Origin of the sequence: Idiomarina piscisalsi, assembly GCF_002211765.1 — a bacterium.
Classification (GTDB): Bacteria; Pseudomonadota; Gammaproteobacteria; order Enterobacterales; family Alteromonadaceae; genus Idiomarina; species Idiomarina piscisalsi_A.
Genome location: NZ_CP022133.1, coordinates 804672 through 820867, shown reverse-complemented (window position 1 = coordinate 820867; position 16196 = coordinate 804672). Strand labels below are relative to the sequence as shown.

Here is a 16196-nt window from a genome sequence, read left to right as displayed (position 1 = left end):
GAAAAAGAGTCAGGCGTAGGTGTCTATATGACCCGAATTGCTATCCAAACTGTCCTCTGTTGACTCTTCCTGAGTCACCTCGGGTTCAGACTGCTGCTGTTCAGAAGACTGCTGTTGCCGTTGCTTCTCTCGGTTAGGATCATTATCAATAGTAGTGCTTTCCTCATCGCTAATCGCTTGAAGCTCTTTGGTTTTCTCAATTTGATTAACCCTCATTTGGTCCTGAGAGTGGTCAACCGGTACCCGGGTATCCTTTGGTATTAATGGCACCATTGCATCAAAGTTTGCCATGAGCGTGCTCCGCTGTTTCCTTGCTTTTTTTACCGACGTTGCCGTCTTGATTATACAACCACCGATTAAATATTAACCTACTATCGACCCGTAAAGGAATAAATTTACGCTTGCATTACAAAATCAACCTGTTAAGGTATTATACAACTTTACGAAATACAGCGTACACCATTGGAGTCAACAAAATGAAATTCGTTCATCACCATCATGCAGATCATTGGATTTTATGGGCTAGCTGAGAGCGAGTTTCTGGCTAGCCGAATAAGCGCTAGCCTTTCGATTGACTATACAACCTCCGAAAGGCAACTTTCGGAGGTTTTTTAATTTTTAGGAGTAATTATGACTAACCGTTTAACGATAGCGATACAAAAATCTGGCCGTCTGAGTAAAGAGTCAATGGCATTATTAAATGCCTGCGGTGTAAAGTTTAGCATTAATGAAGCCCGCCTCATTGCCCATAGCACCAGTCATCCTATCGATTTACTCCGGGTGCGTGACGATGACATTCCCGGCTTAGTCATGGACGGTGTTGTCGACCTAGGTCTGGTAGGCGAAAACGTGCTAGAAGAAGCGCGACTTGAGCGCATAGCCAGTGATACAGCAGCAGTATTTCAACCACTCAGAGCGCTGGAATTCGGTCAGTGTCGTTTGTCCATTGCGGTACCGCGTGAGCTCTCTTACCAGTCACAAGCTGACTTAGACGGAATGCGAATTGCCACAACGTACCCTCAACTTCTAAAACGTTATCTGAAAGACAATGGCATTAATGCCCGAGTTGTCATGTTGACGGGCTCAGTCGAAGTCGCCCCGAGAGCAGGTTTAGCCGATGCGATTTGTGATCTGGTATCAACAGGGGCAACACTGGAAGCTAACGGTCTCGTCGAGAAAGAAGTGATATTCCGTTCACAGGCGCAGCTTATTCAAAACTCAGAAACATTATCTGATGAAAAACAAGCAACGATTGATCAGCTACTGCCGCGTATCGATGGCGTGCAAATGGCGAAGGAAAGCAAATACATTATGCTCCACGCGCCCAAAGATAAGCTCGAGGAAGTCGTTGAACTATTGCCGGGTGCAGAAACCCCGACCATTTTGCCGCTCAGTCACACTGACAAACAAGTGGCTGTGCACATGGTCAGCACAGAAAAGCTGTTCTGGGAAACCATGGAAGATTTAAAAGCAAAAGGTTGCAGCTCGATACTTGTTCTGCCAATTGAAAAAATGATGGGGTAATTATGCAAAACCTCAATATTAACGTTGAGTGCTGGGCAGACTTGTCTGCCGACGAACAAGAGCAACGGCTCTCGCGTCCCCGTCAGGCGACAGCGACAAACACGCAACAAACGGTTAAAAAGATCCTTGCCGATATTCGTGACAACGGTGACAGTGCACTGCTGAATTACACTCGACAGTTTGATTCTTCTGATGCGACCTCATTGCGTGTATCGCAACAGCGTATAGAGCAAGCCGTGAAACGTCTCGACAAAAAAGTGGCGGAGGCGATTGATACCGCTTACGGGACGATTCGTCGTTTTCACCAGGCACAAGTCCCTGAAAACCTTGCTGTTGAAACCATACATGGTGTTCAGTGTGAACTTCGCTATGCGCCACTAGATGCCGTTGGGCTTTATATTCCGGGGGTAGCGCGACCTTGCCATCCACTGCACTCATGCTCGGCGTGCCCGCTCAACTAGCCGACTGTCAACGCGTTGTGTTGGTCAGTCCGCCGGACAAAAGCGGTGACTTACCAGATGCGCTCTTGTACGCTGCAAACCGTTGTGGCATTACAGAAATATACACCTGCGGCGGCGCTCAAGCAGTTGCCGCCTTAGCTTATGGTACAGAGTCCATCGCCCCTGTCGATAAAGTATTTGGCCCGGGCAACAGTTTTGTCACCGAAGCAAAGCAACAAGTGAGCAATGACGCCAGTGGCTGTGCTATCGACTTACCCGCGGGTCCTTCTGAATTACTGGTTATTGGTGATGACACAGCTAACCCGGCGTATATTGCGGCCGACCTGTTGTCTCAAGCCGAGCACGGCCCTGACTCACAAGTTATTCTGGTCACACCATCAAGCACACTGGCAGACAGGGTGAAACAAGCTCTCATTGAGCAGTGTCAGCAGTTACAACGTGCTGATATTGCAGCCCAGGCGTTAGCCGAAAGCCGTTTACTGGTTGTCGAGACGATAGATGAAGCAATAGCCATTAGCGAACGCTATGCGCCAGAGCACTTATCCATACAAACGGACAATGCGCGCTCATTGCTGCCGAAACTGACCCGGGCGGGCTCTGTTTTCGTGGGGCACTATACACCGGAGTCTGGTGGTGACTACGCAACAGGCACTAACCACGTATTACCGACCTACGGTTATGCGCGCAATTACAGTAGCTTGGGACTATTGGACTTTTACCGCCGTTACACCGTACAAGAAGTCTCCTACGAAGGCTTAGCGACGTTGTCAGAAGCTATTACAACCCTGGCGAATGTTGAGGGGCTCGACGCACACGCTAAAGCTGTCACCATTCGCATGGAGGACCAATAATGTCATTAGTGGAACAGTCTCAGCGCCAGCACCTAAAAACACTGACGCCTTATGCGTCGGCCAGACGCAGTATGAGCGGTGGTAATGTGTGGCTGAACGCCAATGAATCACCTTTTGATAACGGTTACGGCTTTGACGATGCCGCTCTGAATCGATATCCACAGTTTCAGTCAGAAACGCTTAATAGAGCATATGCTGACTACGCTGGTGTGCAACCTAATCAGGTGTTAAGTACTCGTGGCTCTGATGAAGGTATCGAATTGTTAATTCGTGCGTTTTGCGAACCCGGTCAGGACAGTATTCTCATTTGCCCGCCGACTTACGGTATGTATGCGATATCGGCTAAAACTTATGCCGTCGATACGATTGAGGTGCCGCTAATAGATTCAGGGGAACGAAAAGGCCAACTCAATGTTGAGCAGGTGATCACGCAGGCAAGGAGTTGTAAGGTCGCGTTTCTGTGTTCACCGTCCAACCCCCTCGGGAACACGCTAAATGCAGCAGACATTAAGCAAGTGCTGGATGCCTGCCCCAACACAGTTATTGTGGTTGACGAGGCCTATATTGAATTCTGTTATGACGACAGCAAAGCATCTTGGCTGACAACCTACCCTAACCTGGTGGTGTTGAGAACATTATCAAAAGCCTTTGCGCTTGCCGGCATTCGCTGCGGCTTTTTACTCGCCAATGATGACATTATTGAGCTAATGAAAAAGATACTCGCGCCCTATCCGCTGCCGGAGCCTACCATTAATATAGCAACGCAGGCTCTGAGCCCGGACAATATTGAGCGTATGCAGCAGCAGGTCGATACACTTATCGGCGAACGTGAACGGCTTGTGAAGTTACTCGGTGATTTACCACTAACGCTGGAGTTTGACAGCGTAACGAATTTTTTACTGTATCGTTGTGATACCACCCAAACCAATGCGGCCGACATTGTCAGTACACTGCAACAACAAGGTGTGTTGATTCGGGACCAATCTAAACAGCTCGGGTTAGACGGTTGTATTAGAATAACGGTAGGTAGCCGCGAAGAAAATGACGAGCTGGCACAACGATTAAAAGGGTATTTTTCATGACACAGCAATCCATACTTTTTATTGACCGCGACGGTACGTTGGTTGAGGAGCCGCCCGTCGATAAGCAGCTCGACAGTGTCGACAAGCTTGTTTTTGAGCCGAGTGTGATACCGGCACTGTTAAAGCTGCAAAATGCGGGGTACCGATTGGTCATGGTGTCTAACCAGGACGGGCTGGGTACCGAGAGTTTCCCGACGGACACCTTTGAGGCTCCGCACAATTTAATGATGTCGGTATTTGAGTCTCAAGGGGTTCGTTTTGATGATGTATTAATTTGCCCACATTTTGACGAAGACAACTGCGCCTGTCGTAAACCTAAACTGGGGCTTGTGCAGCCCTATCTAACGGAAGGCAAAGTCGACTTTGCTCACTCTTTCGTGATTGGCGACAGAGAAACTGACTTACAACTGGCACAAGGCATGGGCATTCGCGGTATTCGCTACAACCGGGAAGAATACAGCTGGGACGACATTGTCCACGAAATTGTTGACCGTCCCCGTACCGCCAAAGTGTCTCGTAAAACTCATGAAACTGACATTAATATCGCCATTGATCTGGACAGCTCTGCACGCGGCACATTCAGCACCGGCATTGGCTTTTTTGACCACATGCTGGAGCAGATAGCTACGCACGCAGGTATTAATATGAGCGTAGTGGTCGAAGGTGACTTGCACATTGATGATCACCACACCATTGAGGATACAGCTTTAGCACTGGGTCAGGCCTTGCGTTCGGCGCTTGGCGACAAACGTGGTATTGGTCGCTTTGGCTTCGCGCTGCCGATGGACGAATGTAAAGCAGAGTGCTTGATTGATTTATCCGGTCGCCCTTACTTGAAGTGGCAAGCGGACTTTAGTCGCGACAAAGTCGGTGAACTGTCAACAGAGATGGTTGAACATTTCTTCCGCTCGTTGACCGATGCTATGGCGATTAGCCTGCACCTCTCAACAACCGAAGGCAACAGTCACCACCAGGTAGAAAGCCTGTTTAAAGTCTTTGGTCGCGCGTTACGTCAGGCAGTCGCTAAAACCGGCGACCAGCAACTGCCATCGAGTAAAGGTATGCTGGCATGAGGGTGGTGATTGTTGATACTGAGTGCGCGAATTTAACGTCAGTTCGTTTTGCTATAGAACGGTTGGGATACTCATGCACGGTAACCGACGATGCAGACGCGATTCGCGCCGCTGGTCGTGTCATTTTGCCCGGTGTGGGAACCGCTGCGGCGGCGATGCGTAACCTACAAAGAAAACAATTGGTAGACCTGCTTAAGTCACTCGAGCAGCCAGTGCTCGGCATTTGTTTGGGAATGCAACTCATGACATCGCATTCAGAAGAAGGTGATGTCGAGTGCTTAGGGTTAATTCCGTCATTGACTAAACGGCTTGAGGTTGGCGAACTGCCGCTGCCGCACATGGGCTGGAATACGTCGGTGCCAACCAATAATAATCCGCTTCTGAAGTCTGCCGAACAATACTGTTACTTTGTTCACAGCTATGCGGTTGCCGTTGATGAATATACCATTGCCGAAGCGGAGTACGGTCAACGCTTTGCATCCATGATTCGCCATAACAACTACTTCGGCGCGCAATTTCACCCAGAACGCTCAGGCAAAGTGGGTGAATCAATTTTACGTGAGTTTCTGGAGGCTAAGCTGTGCTAATACCTGCGTTAGACTTAATTAATGGCACCGTTGTACGACTGTACCAAGGTGACTTTTCTCAGAAAACTGAATATCAGTTTTCACCGGTTGAACAAGCTCAGAGCTACGCTAAAGCTGGCGCAAAATGGCTTCACTTAGTGGACTTAGACGGCGCCAAGGATCCTAAGCAGCGTCAAACAAAGCTGTTGGAAAAACTGATCAAAGCGTCAGGTATGAGTTGTCAGGTCGGTGGCGGTATTCGCACCACCGAAGACATCGACGCTCTGTTGGCTGTTGGCGTTACGCGTGTAGTGATAGGCTCAACCGCTGTCAGTTCACCAGAGAAGGTGCTCGAATGGTTTAAAACCTACGGTCCTGAAAAGATTGTGCTGGCGCTGGATGTCAACATTCAACCCAACGGTCAGGCGTTAGTGGCAACGCACGGCTGGCAAGAGTCTTCAGGCAAGGCCCTGGAAGATGTTTTAGACCAATACCTTGAAGTAGGCTGCCAACACGTATTGTGCACGGACATTAGCAAGGACGGCACACTCAGCGGCAGCAACGTCGAACTGTATCAAAAGTACAAAAGTAAGTACCCAAACGTGCAGTGGCAAGCGTCGGGTGGCGTAAGCAGTTTAGACGATATAAAAGCGTTAAAAGCCATTAACTGCGACTCTGTGATTCTGGGGAAATCGCTGCTAACCAACCAATTCACTCTGGAGGATGCACTGGCATGTTGGCAAAGCGAGTAATTCCCTGCCTGGACGTTCGTGACGGTCAGGTCGTTAAAGGCGTTAAATTTCGCAACCACGAAGTCATTGGTGACATTATTCCGTTGGCTCGCCATTACGCCGAGAGCGGTGCCGACGAGTTGGTTTTCTATGACATTACCGCTTCGTCCGATGGGCGCACGGTGGATAAGTCGTGGGTAGAGCGAGTTGCCAAAGAAATTAACATTCCGTTTACGGTCGCCGGCGGTATTCGTTCAGTGGCACAAGCGCAAGAACTGCTGTCAAAAGGCGCTGATAAATTGTCAATTAACTCCCCTGCATTACTGGACCCGTCACTTATCGACACGTTGGTGGCAGAATTCGGTCAACAGTGCATAGTTATCGGTATTGACAGCTTCTTCAATGAAGAGACCGGTACCTATGAGGTGCACCAATTTACCGGCGACGAGGAAAAGTCACGCAAATCGGCATGGCAAACCAAAGACTGGTTACAGGAAGTGATTAAACGGGGCGCCGGTGAAATTGTCTTAAACTGCATGAATCAGGACGGCGTACGCAAAGGATACGATATTGAACAACTGGCCGCTTTACGCGATTACTGTTCAGTACCCATAATCGCCTCTGGTGGCGCTGGTGAAATACAGCATTTTGTCGATGTTTTTAATGACGCCAAAGTTGATGGAGCTCTGGCAGCTTCAGTCTTTCATAAGAACGTATTTTCAATCGCCGATGTGAAAAGCGCAATGCACAACAATGGCATTGTCGTGCGTCCAATTGAACCCTAAGGAGTGACAGTGAGAGTCGACAAGCAAAATTTAAACAGCCTTGACTGGGCAAAAATGGACAACCTGCTTCCCTGTGTTGTCCAGCACGTTCTGACCGGCGAGGTCCTGATGCTGGGTTACATGAACGACAAGGCACTTGAAAAGACATTAGTGTCAGGTCAGGTCACTTTTTACAGCCGCAGCAAAGAGCGTTTATGGACTAAGGGTGAAAGCTCTGGGCATGTTCTTGAGTTGGAAGAGGTTCATACCGACTGCGACAGTGACGCACTGCTAATTAAAGCAACCCCAAATGGGCCAACCTGTCACCTAGGCACTCAGAGCTGTTTTGCTGACACGTCAGGGTCTTTTTTACACCACTTAGAGGGAGTTATTAATTCAAGAAAAGGCGCCGATGCCGGTGAAAGTTACACTGCCAGCCTCTTCCAGAAAGGCATTAAACGCTGCGCCCAGAAAGTCGGCGAAGAAGGCGTCGAAGTGGCATTGGCAGCAGCAACCAACGACAAAGACGAACTGCTCAACGAAAGTGCTGATCTGCTGTATCACTTATTGGTGGTACTGAGCGCCAGCGACTTATCGATGAGCGATGTGCTTAAGGTATTGAAACAGCGCCATAATTAGTGCAATGCTATTTAAGCGCTATTCAGCTGCTCCTGAAAGTGGCGGCGTTTGTAGGCTTTTGATACTTTCTTCAGCCTGACAGACAGCAGTACAGCCGCCACACTCAGGCCACTAATAAAACCTATCCAAAAACCTGCGGCGCCCATTGCCGGCACCACTAAGTCGGTTCTGCCAAGTACATAGCCCACGGTTAAACCAAAAGGCCAATAAGATATAAACGCTAGTATCATTGGCAGTGTCGTGTCCTTGTAGCCTCTGAGAGTGCCCATTGCGACCACCTGGAAGGTGTCAGACAAGGTGAAAATAGCAGCTAACCCCATCAAGGTCGCTGCTAAGTTAATGACTTCTGTGTTGGGTGTATACAAGCTAGCCAGAAAGCTGCCACCTAAGTACATAATAAGACCGTTAACGGCTGCAAAGACGCCGCCAAACCATAGGGCAATTCTGAAGTTTCGCATTGCGTTATCCGGGTTTCCGGCACCTAGTGCAAAACCAACACGTAAAGTCACCGCCATAGAAATACTGAGCGGGACCATATAAACCAGTGAACTTATGTTTAAGGCTATTTGGTGGGCGGAGACCACAGTAGGACCTAACGGAGCAATTAATAGCGCAACCGCGGCAAATAAGCTCACCTCAAAAAACAGCGACATTGAAATGGGAAACCCCAGACGAATAACATAAGTCACGTCATCCCAACTCGGCTTGTACCAGCGGCGCAATAACTTTAATTCTTTATAGCGCTTGGCTCCGAATGTATAAATGGCCATGGAAATTGCCATTCCCCAAAGCACAAGGGCTGTTGCCACACCACAGCCAGCACCACCAAGTGCCGGCATGCCAAATTCGCCGTACACGAAAATGTAGTTCGCCGGAATATTGATGATTAGCCCAATAAAGCCAATAATCAGCGACGGCATGGTATTCGACATGCCCTCACAAAAGTTTCTCAGAACGGCATAAATAACAAAGCCGGGAATGCCCCAGGCAATATAAAACAGGTAATCGAGCGTGACTTGACGGAACTTATCCTCTACTTCCATTAAGTCGAGCAGCCAGGGCGCGGAAGACATCCCTACTAAGGTAATAACTCCGACTATGGCACAAGCATAAAACCCCTGCTGCAGCATGTTCGCCATTTTCCGATGACCACCGGAGCCGTCGAAATGAGAAATAATGGGTGCAAGCGCCAAAGCAAGACCGAAAACCAATAGTGTCGCCGGTACAAAAATACTGCCGCCAACGGATACCGCGGCAAGATCAATCGCGCTTTTTCGACCGGCCATTACCGTATCAACAACGCTCATCAGCATCTGTGTAAGTTGTGCGATAAGTATTGGACCAGTAAGTCGAGCCAGTTTGATCACTTCGCTTTTATTGTCTTGCCAGGATTTCACGGTTGGTGTGTCTCGCTAATTTAAGCTGTATTGCACGTGTGGCGTTAGCTGTTGATGTATTGTACTAACTTCTCATTCACCTCTGCCGGATGCGTCAGAGGTCCCATGTGTCCAGCCGCAATGGACTCACGCCGCAGGTGGCTAATAACCGTCGAGAGCGCATCCGCCACTGCCTTAGCACTCCGACGAGTATGCTCCCCCTGAACCATCAACACCGGCTGCTCAAGACCAGCATAATCGTCCAGGCGCTTAGGTTCGTTAAGCAGCGCATCAAAGTCCAGTGCGACCTTGGCTGCCTGCTTCACCATCAACGCTTGTATTTTGAACGGCAAAGCGTCGAAGTAGCCAGGACGGTTCCAGTAATCGACAAAGGTGCGGGTACACTCTTCAGCGTCTTTGCCATGCATCGCCTGGCTGATTTCTTGTATTTCAATCATTCCAGGCGAGTCATCGGCTAACACATGGAAAGCCACAGGCTCATAAACCGCCAGTTTTGAGATGGTAAAAGGCTGCTCCAAAGCCAGTTTCAACGCCAAGGCACCACCGTAAGAGTGACCAATCACATCAATTGCAGTATCTATTTTTAAGGCCGAAATCGCCTCGACGACCCGAGGGACCTCGTCTGCTAAGCGAAAGTTTGCCACAGCCTCAGGCTGTGGTGCTCTCCCATAACCGAGTAAGTCAACGGCAATAACAAAACGAGTTGGGCTAAGCCTTTGAATTAAGTCTCGCCACTGAGAACTCGCGCTTTGTGAGCTGTGAAGCAACAATACCGGTGGGTTGTGCTTCTCACCAAAAACATACACTCCGGAACCTAACTCTGACATTTTGTTTCTCTACAGCAAGCTAAAGCCAATGAACTGACCGACACAAATTCCCGCACTGAATAACAGAACGGCGAAGGTACCCAGAACACCAATAGTGCGAAAGATGCTTGGCCCTATTGTCTTAGTTAAACCAATAGCATGGCTTATACGGGCAATGAGCGTAGCAATGCCAATTCCGTGAACCAGCTCAGTTGAGGTCCCATTAGCTTCAACCATACCAAGCAAAATAAGAATAAACGGAACATATTCAATAAAGTTACCGTGGACTCGTACCGCCACTTTCAGCTCGTCTTCTCCACCGGTACCAATACCAACACGATACTTCCAGCGTAAGCGAACAATTCGAACCGCCAAAATTAAATAAAGTACTGCCAGTAAGCCAGCGTAAAAACCGGTGATGCGAATATCCATTTTGTCGTCCCTTTATTCAAAAAAGGCCCACTAAGTGAGCCTTTGTGTTTATTTTTTTAGTAGCTCACCAAGTTGGTCGCTAACTTTTTCAACCGGCTGTGTGCCATCGATTTTGTAATACTCCGTTTTGCCTTCTTCCGACAATTTCTGGTAATACTCAACCAGTGGTTCAGTTTGTTCATGGTATACCGACAGGCGTTTACGTACCGTTTGCTCTTGGTCGTCCGGTCGAATAACCAGCTCTTCGCCAGTTTCATCGTCCTTGCCCTCTTCTTTGGGCGGGTTATGCTCAATGTGATAAACACGGCCTGAGCCGGGGTGTACGCGACGTCCGCTCATGCGCTCAACGATCACTTCATCCGGCACATCAAATTCTAGTACGTAGTCGATCTCAATGCCGTTATCGCGCATTGCATCAGCTTGCGGAATTGTGCGAGGAAAGCCATCTAACAAAAAGCCGTTTTGGCAGTCTGGCTCAGCGATACGCTCTTTCACCAGTTCAATGATGATGTCATCAGAAACAAGCTGACCAGCATCCATTACCTGCTTGGCCTTTTTTCCTAACTCCGAGCCCGACTTAATTGCTGAACGCAACATGTCACCTGTCGAAATTTGAGGAATGCCAAATGTGTTCATCAGGAACTGAGCCTGCGTGCCTTTGCCTGCCCCCGGAGCGCCCAATAAAATAATGCGCATAAGAAACCTCTTTGCGTGATTCAAAAGTCTGCCCCGAACTTTACCCTGACAGGCAAGGTATTACAAGCACAGAGAAGTGCTGCGGCCAATGGTATGACCGCAGCAGAAGGGTTATGCGTTAAGCATTAACTTATTCAGTTTCGTCACAAATGAGGCTGGATCTTTCAGATTTCCACGCTCTGCGAGTGTTGCTTGATCGAGTAATACATCAGCCCACTCTTTGAAGGTTTCGTCGTCTTTTTCCAGCATTCTCTGAACCAAAGCGTGCTCAGGGTTTACTTCAAAAATGTACTTGGTTTCGGGTACCGCCTGACCTGCCGCTTCCATCAACTTCGCCATTTGTGTGCTCATATCATGCTCGTCAGTGATGATACACGCCGGAGAGTCCGTTAAGCGGTGCGTTACGCGAACCTTTTTCACTTTGCCCCCCAACGCTTTCTCAAAACGCTCAAGACTTTCTTTAAAGGCTTCTTCGGCTTTTTCCTGCTCTGCCTTATCTTGTTCGTCGTCGAGCTCACCAAGATCCAAATCACCTCGAGTGACCGACTGTAACTGCTTTTCCTTAAACTCAGTTAAGTGGCTCATGAGCCATTCATCAATACGGTCGGAGAGCAACAGAACTTCTATACCTTTCTTGCGGAATATTTCCAATGCGGGATTATTTTTCGCCGCTTCATAGCTGTCCGCCACAATGTAGAAAATCTTATCCTGACCATCCTTCATGCGCTCAATGTAGTCATCAAGACTAACGGACTGAGCAGTACTGTCGTTATGAGTCGATGCAAAGCGCAGTAGCTCAGCAATGCGCTCACGATTACTGTGGTCTTCTGCTGGACCTTCTTTCAAGACATTACCGAAGGTGTCCCAGAACTGCTGATACTCTTCCTTGTTGTCTTTCGCTAGTTTCTTCAGAATTTGTAGCACTTTTTTAGTGCTGCCGTTACGCATAGAACGAGTAATTTTGTTGTCCTGAAGAATTTCGCGAGACACATTCAACGGCAAGTCGTTTGAATCCACCAAGCCGCGCACAAAACGCAGATAAGTCGGCATTAACTGCTCTGCGTCGTCCATAATGAAGACGCGCTTAACGTAAAGCTTTACGCCATGCTGCTGCTCGCGGTTCCATAAATCCCATGGAGCTCTTTTCGGAATGTACAGCAAGTTTGTGTACTCCGTGGTACCTTCGACTTTGTTATGCGTCCACAGCAGCGGTTCGTCAAAGTCGTGGGCAACGGTTTTGTAAAACTCTTTGTATTCGTCGTCAGTAATTTCTGACTTATCACGCGTCCAGAGCGCCTTGCCTGAGTTAATGGTTTCCCATTCACCGGGCTGCGCTTCAATTTTATTGCCTTCACTGTCTTCAGATTCAGCAACCGGTTCTTTCCACATTTGCACTGGAATGCTCAAGTGCTCTGAGTATTTATTAATAATGCCTCGCAGGCGGTACTCGTCTAAGAATTCTTCGGCATCATCTTTCAGGTGCAAGATGATATCCGTGCCGCGACGTGCCTTTTCAATGTCAGCAATTTCAAATTCCCCTTCGCCACGCGAATGCCATTCAACACCCGCAGTGTCATTACCTAACGCTGAGCGAGTGCGCACGGTCACTTCATCTGCAACAATAAATGCGGAGTAGAAGCCGACACCAAACTGACCAATAAGCTGACTATCTTTTGCCTGATCACCAGAAAGCTGGCCAAAGAACTCAGCTGTTCCCGACTTAGCGATAGTGCCCAGGTTATTCATAACATCGTCACGCGTCATGCCAATACCGTTGTCACTGACAGTAACGGTTTTAGCTTCCTTATCGACCGAGATACGGACAAACAGCTCATTGTCGTCGCCGTATAAAGAGTTGTCACTCAGCGCCTTAAAGCGCAGCTTATCCGCCGCATCAGACGCGTTGGAAACCAATTCGCGCAAGAAAATTTCTTTATTGGAATACAAAGAATGGATCATCAAATGAAGCAACTGTTTTACTTCTGTCTGAAACCCGTGTTTTTCCATTTGACCGGCTTCCGCCATAGTGTTTTCTCCTACTGTTTAAAACGTACAGTGATACCTAACGTTTTAAAATGGGGATGACACTATGGTTTTCAAGTCAGCGAGAGAATTGTTTTCGACCGGTAAACGCGTGACCCAGTGTGGTTTGGTCAACATAACCCAGCTCACCGCCTACAGGAACACCGTGAGCGATGCGAGTCGTGTCAATGTTATGCTGATCCGCCATGTCTGCAATGTAATGCGCTGTCGCATCACCTTCGACGGTAGGGTTGGTGGCCAGTATAATTTCTTCGATATCGTCGGATTGAAGCTGCTCTTCGAGCTTATCTAAGCCAATGTCTGAGGGGCCAACACCATCGAGCGGCGATAAGTGACCCATTAACACAAAATAGCGACCTTTAAACTGGGAGGTTTGCTCAATGGCTAACACATCGGCCGGCGTTTCAACGATGCAAAGCACACCACTTTGACTCCGGCTTGAGTCCAGACAAATAGGGCAAAGCTCGTTTTCCGTCAATGTACGGCAACGTTCACAATGTCCGACAGTTTCAACCGCGTGCTTTAAGGCGTCAGACAAGTTTGATGCGCCCGGTTTATCTCTTTCCAATAAGTGAAACGCCATACGCTGCGCCGTTTTCTGACCAACACCAGGTAAACGCTTCAAGCTTTCCACCAATTGTTCGATAGCCGGGCTTAACTTCACTACTGTCGCTCCGCGTTAAAACGGCATTTTAAAGCCCGGAGGTAAACCCATACCGCCGGTAATTTCTGACATACGTTCTTTACTGGTTTCTTCGACACGGCGCACGGCATCGTTCGTCGCCGCTGCCACTAAGTCTTCCAGCATTTCCTGGTCGTCGTCCATAAGGCTTGGATCAATGCTCACGCGTTTGACGTTGTGGTTGCCCAACATTGTGACTTTTACCATACCAGCACCAGCTTCGCCGGTGACTTCCATCGTTGCGATTTCTTCCTGGGCTTTTTGCATGCGCTCTTGCATTTGCTGCGCCTGCTTCATCATATTTCCCATTCCGCCTTTAAACATGTTTACTTCCTCATCTCTTATTTAATTCGTTAAAGCGCTTGCACCGATTCTTTATCAATTTGTGCGCCAAAGCGTTTTTTCAACTCCATTACGCCATTATCTTTTTCCAAGCGTTCTAGAGCGCGCTTATGTCTGTATTCATTAATACGTTGTTGCAACATAAGTGGCGTAGGCTGCGTCGGCGTTCCTATCGAAAAAGACACCGTCGTATGTTGTCCCAACACTTCTAGCAAAGACTCCCTTACAGCCTGTTCGGTTGCGCTATTTAACAACGACTGTTGGTCACTATTAACCAGAATCGTCCAATTATCATCGCTACTTTGCCGTAACTCCGAGTTCAGTAATACCTGTCGCGCCAAGCCAGAAATGTCCATGCCCGCTATCATTGCGCTCCAGCTATCAATATCCGCCGCCTCTTTTATATCGTCGGTAATTTCCGGATAGTCGTAGTTGTGCTCTGCGGTAACCACCGGCTGCGGCGTATCACTGCGCGCAGCATTGTCGTGTGGTCGTTCAGAAGTCTCTACCCGGTTTAATTCCCACTTTGATTCAGGTGTTGCCGCTGCGGCTCTAGGTTGAGCCGTTGACTCCTGATGGCTTGACGCTTCAGAAGTGCCTTTCGATGCTACTTCACCGGGCTTTTTTTTTTGCATTAAATCTTGCCGCATTTGCAGCAAATCATCTAAACCGGATACCGGAGTCTCAGTTTGAGAGAGGGGCTGCTCATTCTGCTCTGGTTCAGGTGGTTGTCGATAGGTATCAACATCCGAAAGTTCACTGCCTAGCTCTTCATGTGGTTGGTACGAGTCTACTAGCTCATCATTGTGTGAAAAGCTCGCGGAGCTTTCATTGACTTCGTTATTGTGCTGTACATCTAGTGCCGCACCGGACTCGACTGGAGGCTGCGACGTTGTCGGCGCGCTCATCTCGTTTTGTTCATTTGACGCGGTAAGGTCTGACGACGCCTTTTCTAAAGGCTTTCCAGATAAAAGAGATTCGTCGGAGGAGTTATCCTTTGAGCTCACCGTTTTGGGACGAAACGCCAATAAACGCAGTAACGTCATTTCCAGACCACTTTTGGCATCCACAGCATACGGCTGCTCTCGGCGCCCTTCCAACACAATTCGATAGAATACTTGTATCAACTCAGCGGGCATTTGTCGCAGCAGTGGTTGAAGCGTATCGACATTATCGAAGGCTTGCTGCGATTCCGGCAGTTGTTGCATCAAGGCCAATTGATGCAACACGCTCTGCATTTCAACCAATACTGAGCTTAAATCAGGAACCACAGCGACCATGTTATCAACGCGCTGCATTAACGAAACGGCGTCATTATTCAATACATCATTCAATAAGCCAGCAATATCGGCGGTGGGTACATTTCCCAACATTTGCCGGACACTGTCTAACAACACTTCACCATGCCCCTGGGCAATAGCTTGATCGGTTAGACTGAGCGCGTCGCGCATACTGCCATTAGCGGATCTTGCCAGCAAAGAAAGCGATTCCGGATCCGCCGAAATACCTTCCTGCTGTAAAACATGTTTAAGCTGACCAGCAATGTCTTCCTTTGACAAAGCCTTTAAATTGAATTGTAAGCAGCGAGACAGTACGGTTACCGGCAACTTTTGTGGATCAGTTGTCGCCAGCAAAAACTTAACATGCTCAGGCGGTTCTTCGAGCGTTTTCAATAACGCGTTGAAGCTGTGGCGCGATAACATGTGAACTTCGTCAATAAGGTAGACTTTATAACGCCCACGCGTCGGGCGGTACTGCACGTTATCAAGAAGTTCTCTCGTGTCTTCTACTTTCGTACGCGACGCCGCATCGATTTCTAACAAGTCGACAAAGCGTCCTTGATCAATTTCCTGGCAAGCTGAGCATTGACCGCAAGGGGTTGAGGTAACACCTGTATCACAGTTCAATGCTTTGGCTAAAATTCGTGCTATCGTGGTTTTTCCGACGCCGCGAGTTCCTGAAAAGAGGTAAGCGTGATGAAGCCTTTGCTTCAGCAGTGCATGCTCTAATGGTTTCAATACATGCTGTTGCCCAACCACCTCAGAAAACTGGGACGGTCGCCACTTTCTTGCCAGAACTTGATAACTCATAAGGCTCTCAGGTTGAA

The 16196-nt window shown here is 48.5% G+C and carries 16 protein-coding genes and 1 pseudogene; 8 read left to right on the top strand and 9 right to left on the bottom strand.

All coding sequences use genetic code 11. From position 1 onward, the window contains the following. Positions 1–9 precede the first annotated feature (9 nt). Positions 10–291, bottom strand: a complete 282-nt coding sequence (locus tag CEW91_RS03945) for a hypothetical protein (protein ID WP_053952578.1) — start codon at positions 289–291, stop codon at positions 10–12. Positions 292–630: 339 nt separating this feature from the next. Between CEW91_RS03945 and hisG the strand changes: the two genes are divergently transcribed. The 8 genes and pseudogenes from hisG (at position 631) to hisIE (ending at position 7691) form a co-directional block, all read left to right on the top strand. After that, entirely contained in the window at positions 631–1524 is an 894-nt protein-coding gene (gene hisG, locus CEW91_RS03940) for an ATP phosphoribosyltransferase (protein ID WP_088767759.1), read from the top strand. Between the two features lie 2 nt (positions 1525–1526). Beyond that, positions 1527–2836 (top strand): annotated as a pseudogene (hisD, locus tag CEW91_RS03935) (histidinol dehydrogenase). Beyond that, positions 2836–3918 (top strand): histidinol-phosphate transaminase, encoded by a 1083-nt coding sequence (gene hisC, locus CEW91_RS03930; protein ID WP_088767758.1) that lies wholly within the window; start codon positions 2836–2838, stop codon positions 3916–3918. The pseudogene hisD and the gene hisC overlap by 1 nt, the downstream one beginning before the upstream one ends. Further along, positions 3915–4991, top strand: a complete 1077-nt coding sequence (gene hisB / locus CEW91_RS03925) for a bifunctional histidinol-phosphatase/imidazoleglycerol-phosphate dehydratase HisB (RefSeq protein ID WP_088767757.1) — start codon at positions 3915–3917, stop codon at positions 4989–4991. Before hisC ends, hisB begins: the two co-directional genes overlap by 4 nt. After that, entirely contained in the window at positions 4988–5578 is a 591-nt protein-coding gene (hisH, locus tag CEW91_RS03920) for an imidazole glycerol phosphate synthase subunit HisH (protein ID WP_088767756.1), read from the top strand. Before hisB ends, hisH begins: the two co-directional genes overlap by 4 nt. Then, positions 5572–6309, top strand: coding sequence for a 1-(5-phosphoribosyl)-5-[(5-phosphoribosylamino)methylideneamino]imidazole-4-carboxamide isomerase (hisA, locus tag CEW91_RS03915; RefSeq protein ID WP_088767755.1), 738 nt, complete (start codon positions 5572–5574; stop codon positions 6307–6309). The genes hisH and hisA overlap by 7 nt, the downstream gene beginning before the upstream one ends. Then, complete coding sequence (hisF, locus tag CEW91_RS03910; RefSeq protein ID WP_088767754.1) at positions 6291–7073, top strand: imidazole glycerol phosphate synthase subunit HisF; 783 nt, start codon at positions 6291–6293, stop codon at positions 7071–7073. The genes hisA and hisF overlap by 19 nt, the downstream gene beginning before the upstream one ends. A gap of 9 nt (positions 7074–7082) precedes the next feature. Next, positions 7083–7691 (top strand): bifunctional phosphoribosyl-AMP cyclohydrolase/phosphoribosyl-ATP diphosphatase HisIE, encoded by a 609-nt coding sequence (gene hisIE / locus CEW91_RS03905; RefSeq protein WP_088767753.1) that lies wholly within the window; start codon positions 7083–7085, stop codon positions 7689–7691. 11 nt (positions 7692–7702) lie between these two features. On the opposite strand, the gene CEW91_RS03900 is transcribed toward hisIE, so the two are convergent. The 8 genes from CEW91_RS03900 to dnaX form a co-directional block, all read right to left on the bottom strand. Then, a complete protein-coding gene (locus tag CEW91_RS03900; RefSeq protein WP_088767752.1) occupies positions 7703–9088 on the bottom strand; it encodes an MATE family efflux transporter in 1386 nt (461 codons plus the stop codon). Positions 9089–9132: 44 nt separating this feature from the next. Continuing rightward, positions 9133–9915 (bottom strand): alpha/beta fold hydrolase, encoded by a 783-nt coding sequence (locus CEW91_RS03895; RefSeq protein ID WP_088767751.1) that lies wholly within the window; start codon positions 9913–9915, stop codon positions 9133–9135. 9 nt (positions 9916–9924) lie between these two features. Further along, the gene (locus CEW91_RS03890; protein WP_053952589.1) at positions 9925–10326 is read right to left on the bottom strand and encodes an MAPEG family protein; all 402 of its coding nucleotides are present in this window, start codon (positions 10324–10326) and stop codon (positions 9925–9927) included. A 48-nt stretch (positions 10327–10374) separates the two neighbouring features. After that, a complete protein-coding gene (gene adk, locus CEW91_RS03885; RefSeq protein ID WP_088767750.1) occupies positions 10375–11022 on the bottom strand; it encodes an adenylate kinase in 648 nt (215 codons plus the stop codon). A 111-nt stretch (positions 11023–11133) separates the two neighbouring features. Next, the gene (htpG, locus tag CEW91_RS03880; protein ID WP_088767749.1) at positions 11134–13047 is read right to left on the bottom strand and encodes a molecular chaperone HtpG; all 1914 of its coding nucleotides are present in this window, start codon (positions 13045–13047) and stop codon (positions 11134–11136) included. A 76-nt stretch (positions 13048–13123) separates the two neighbouring features. Further along, positions 13124–13729, bottom strand: coding sequence for a recombination mediator RecR (gene recR / locus CEW91_RS03875; protein ID WP_088767748.1), 606 nt, complete (start codon positions 13727–13729; stop codon positions 13124–13126). A 15-nt stretch (positions 13730–13744) separates the two neighbouring features. Further along, entirely contained in the window at positions 13745–14071 is a 327-nt protein-coding gene (locus tag CEW91_RS03870) for a YbaB/EbfC family nucleoid-associated protein (protein ID WP_088767747.1), read from the bottom strand. A gap of 29 nt (positions 14072–14100) precedes the next feature. Next, on the bottom strand, positions 14101–16179 hold the full coding sequence (dnaX, locus tag CEW91_RS03865; RefSeq protein WP_088767746.1) for a DNA polymerase III subunit gamma/tau: 2079 nt from the start codon (positions 16177–16179) through the stop codon (positions 14101–14103). Positions 16180–16196: the final 17 nt, after the last annotated feature.

Excerpts from the sequence above, each read along its gene's own strand:
- CEW91_RS03890 (WP_053952589.1), bottom strand. The coding sequence starts at position 10,326 with ATGGATATTCGCATCACCGGTTTTTACGCTGGCTTACTGGCAGTACTT.
- CEW91_RS03870 (WP_088767747.1), bottom strand. The coding sequence starts at position 14,071 with ATGTTTAAAGGCGGAATGGGAAATATGATGAAGCAGGCGCAGCAAATG.
- CEW91_RS03945 (WP_053952578.1), bottom strand. The coding sequence starts at position 291 with ATGGCAAACTTTGATGCAATGGTGCCATTAATACCAAAGGATACCCGG.
- htpG (WP_088767749.1), bottom strand. The coding sequence starts at position 13,047 with ATGGCGGAAGCCGGTCAAATGGAAAAACACGGGTTTCAGACAGAAGTA.
- dnaX (WP_088767746.1), bottom strand. The coding sequence starts at position 16,179 with ATGAGTTATCAAGTTCTGGCAAGAAAGTGGCGACCGTCCCAGTTTTCT.
- hisH (WP_088767756.1), top strand. The coding sequence starts at position 4,988 with ATGAGGGTGGTGATTGTTGATACTGAGTGCGCGAATTTAACGTCAGTT.
- hisC (WP_088767758.1), top strand. The coding sequence starts at position 2,836 with ATGTCATTAGTGGAACAGTCTCAGCGCCAGCACCTAAAAACACTGACG.
- adk (WP_088767750.1), bottom strand. The coding sequence starts at position 11,022 with ATGCGCATTATTTTATTGGGCGCTCCGGGGGCAGGCAAAGGCACGCAG.
- hisF (WP_088767754.1), top strand. The coding sequence starts at position 6,291 with ATGTTGGCAAAGCGAGTAATTCCCTGCCTGGACGTTCGTGACGGTCAG.
- CEW91_RS03895 (WP_088767751.1), bottom strand. The coding sequence starts at position 9,915 with ATGTCAGAGTTAGGTTCCGGAGTGTATGTTTTTGGTGAGAAGCACAAC.
- hisG (WP_088767759.1), top strand. The coding sequence starts at position 631 with ATGACTAACCGTTTAACGATAGCGATACAAAAATCTGGCCGTCTGAGT.
- hisB (WP_088767757.1), top strand. The coding sequence starts at position 3,915 with ATGACACAGCAATCCATACTTTTTATTGACCGCGACGGTACGTTGGTT.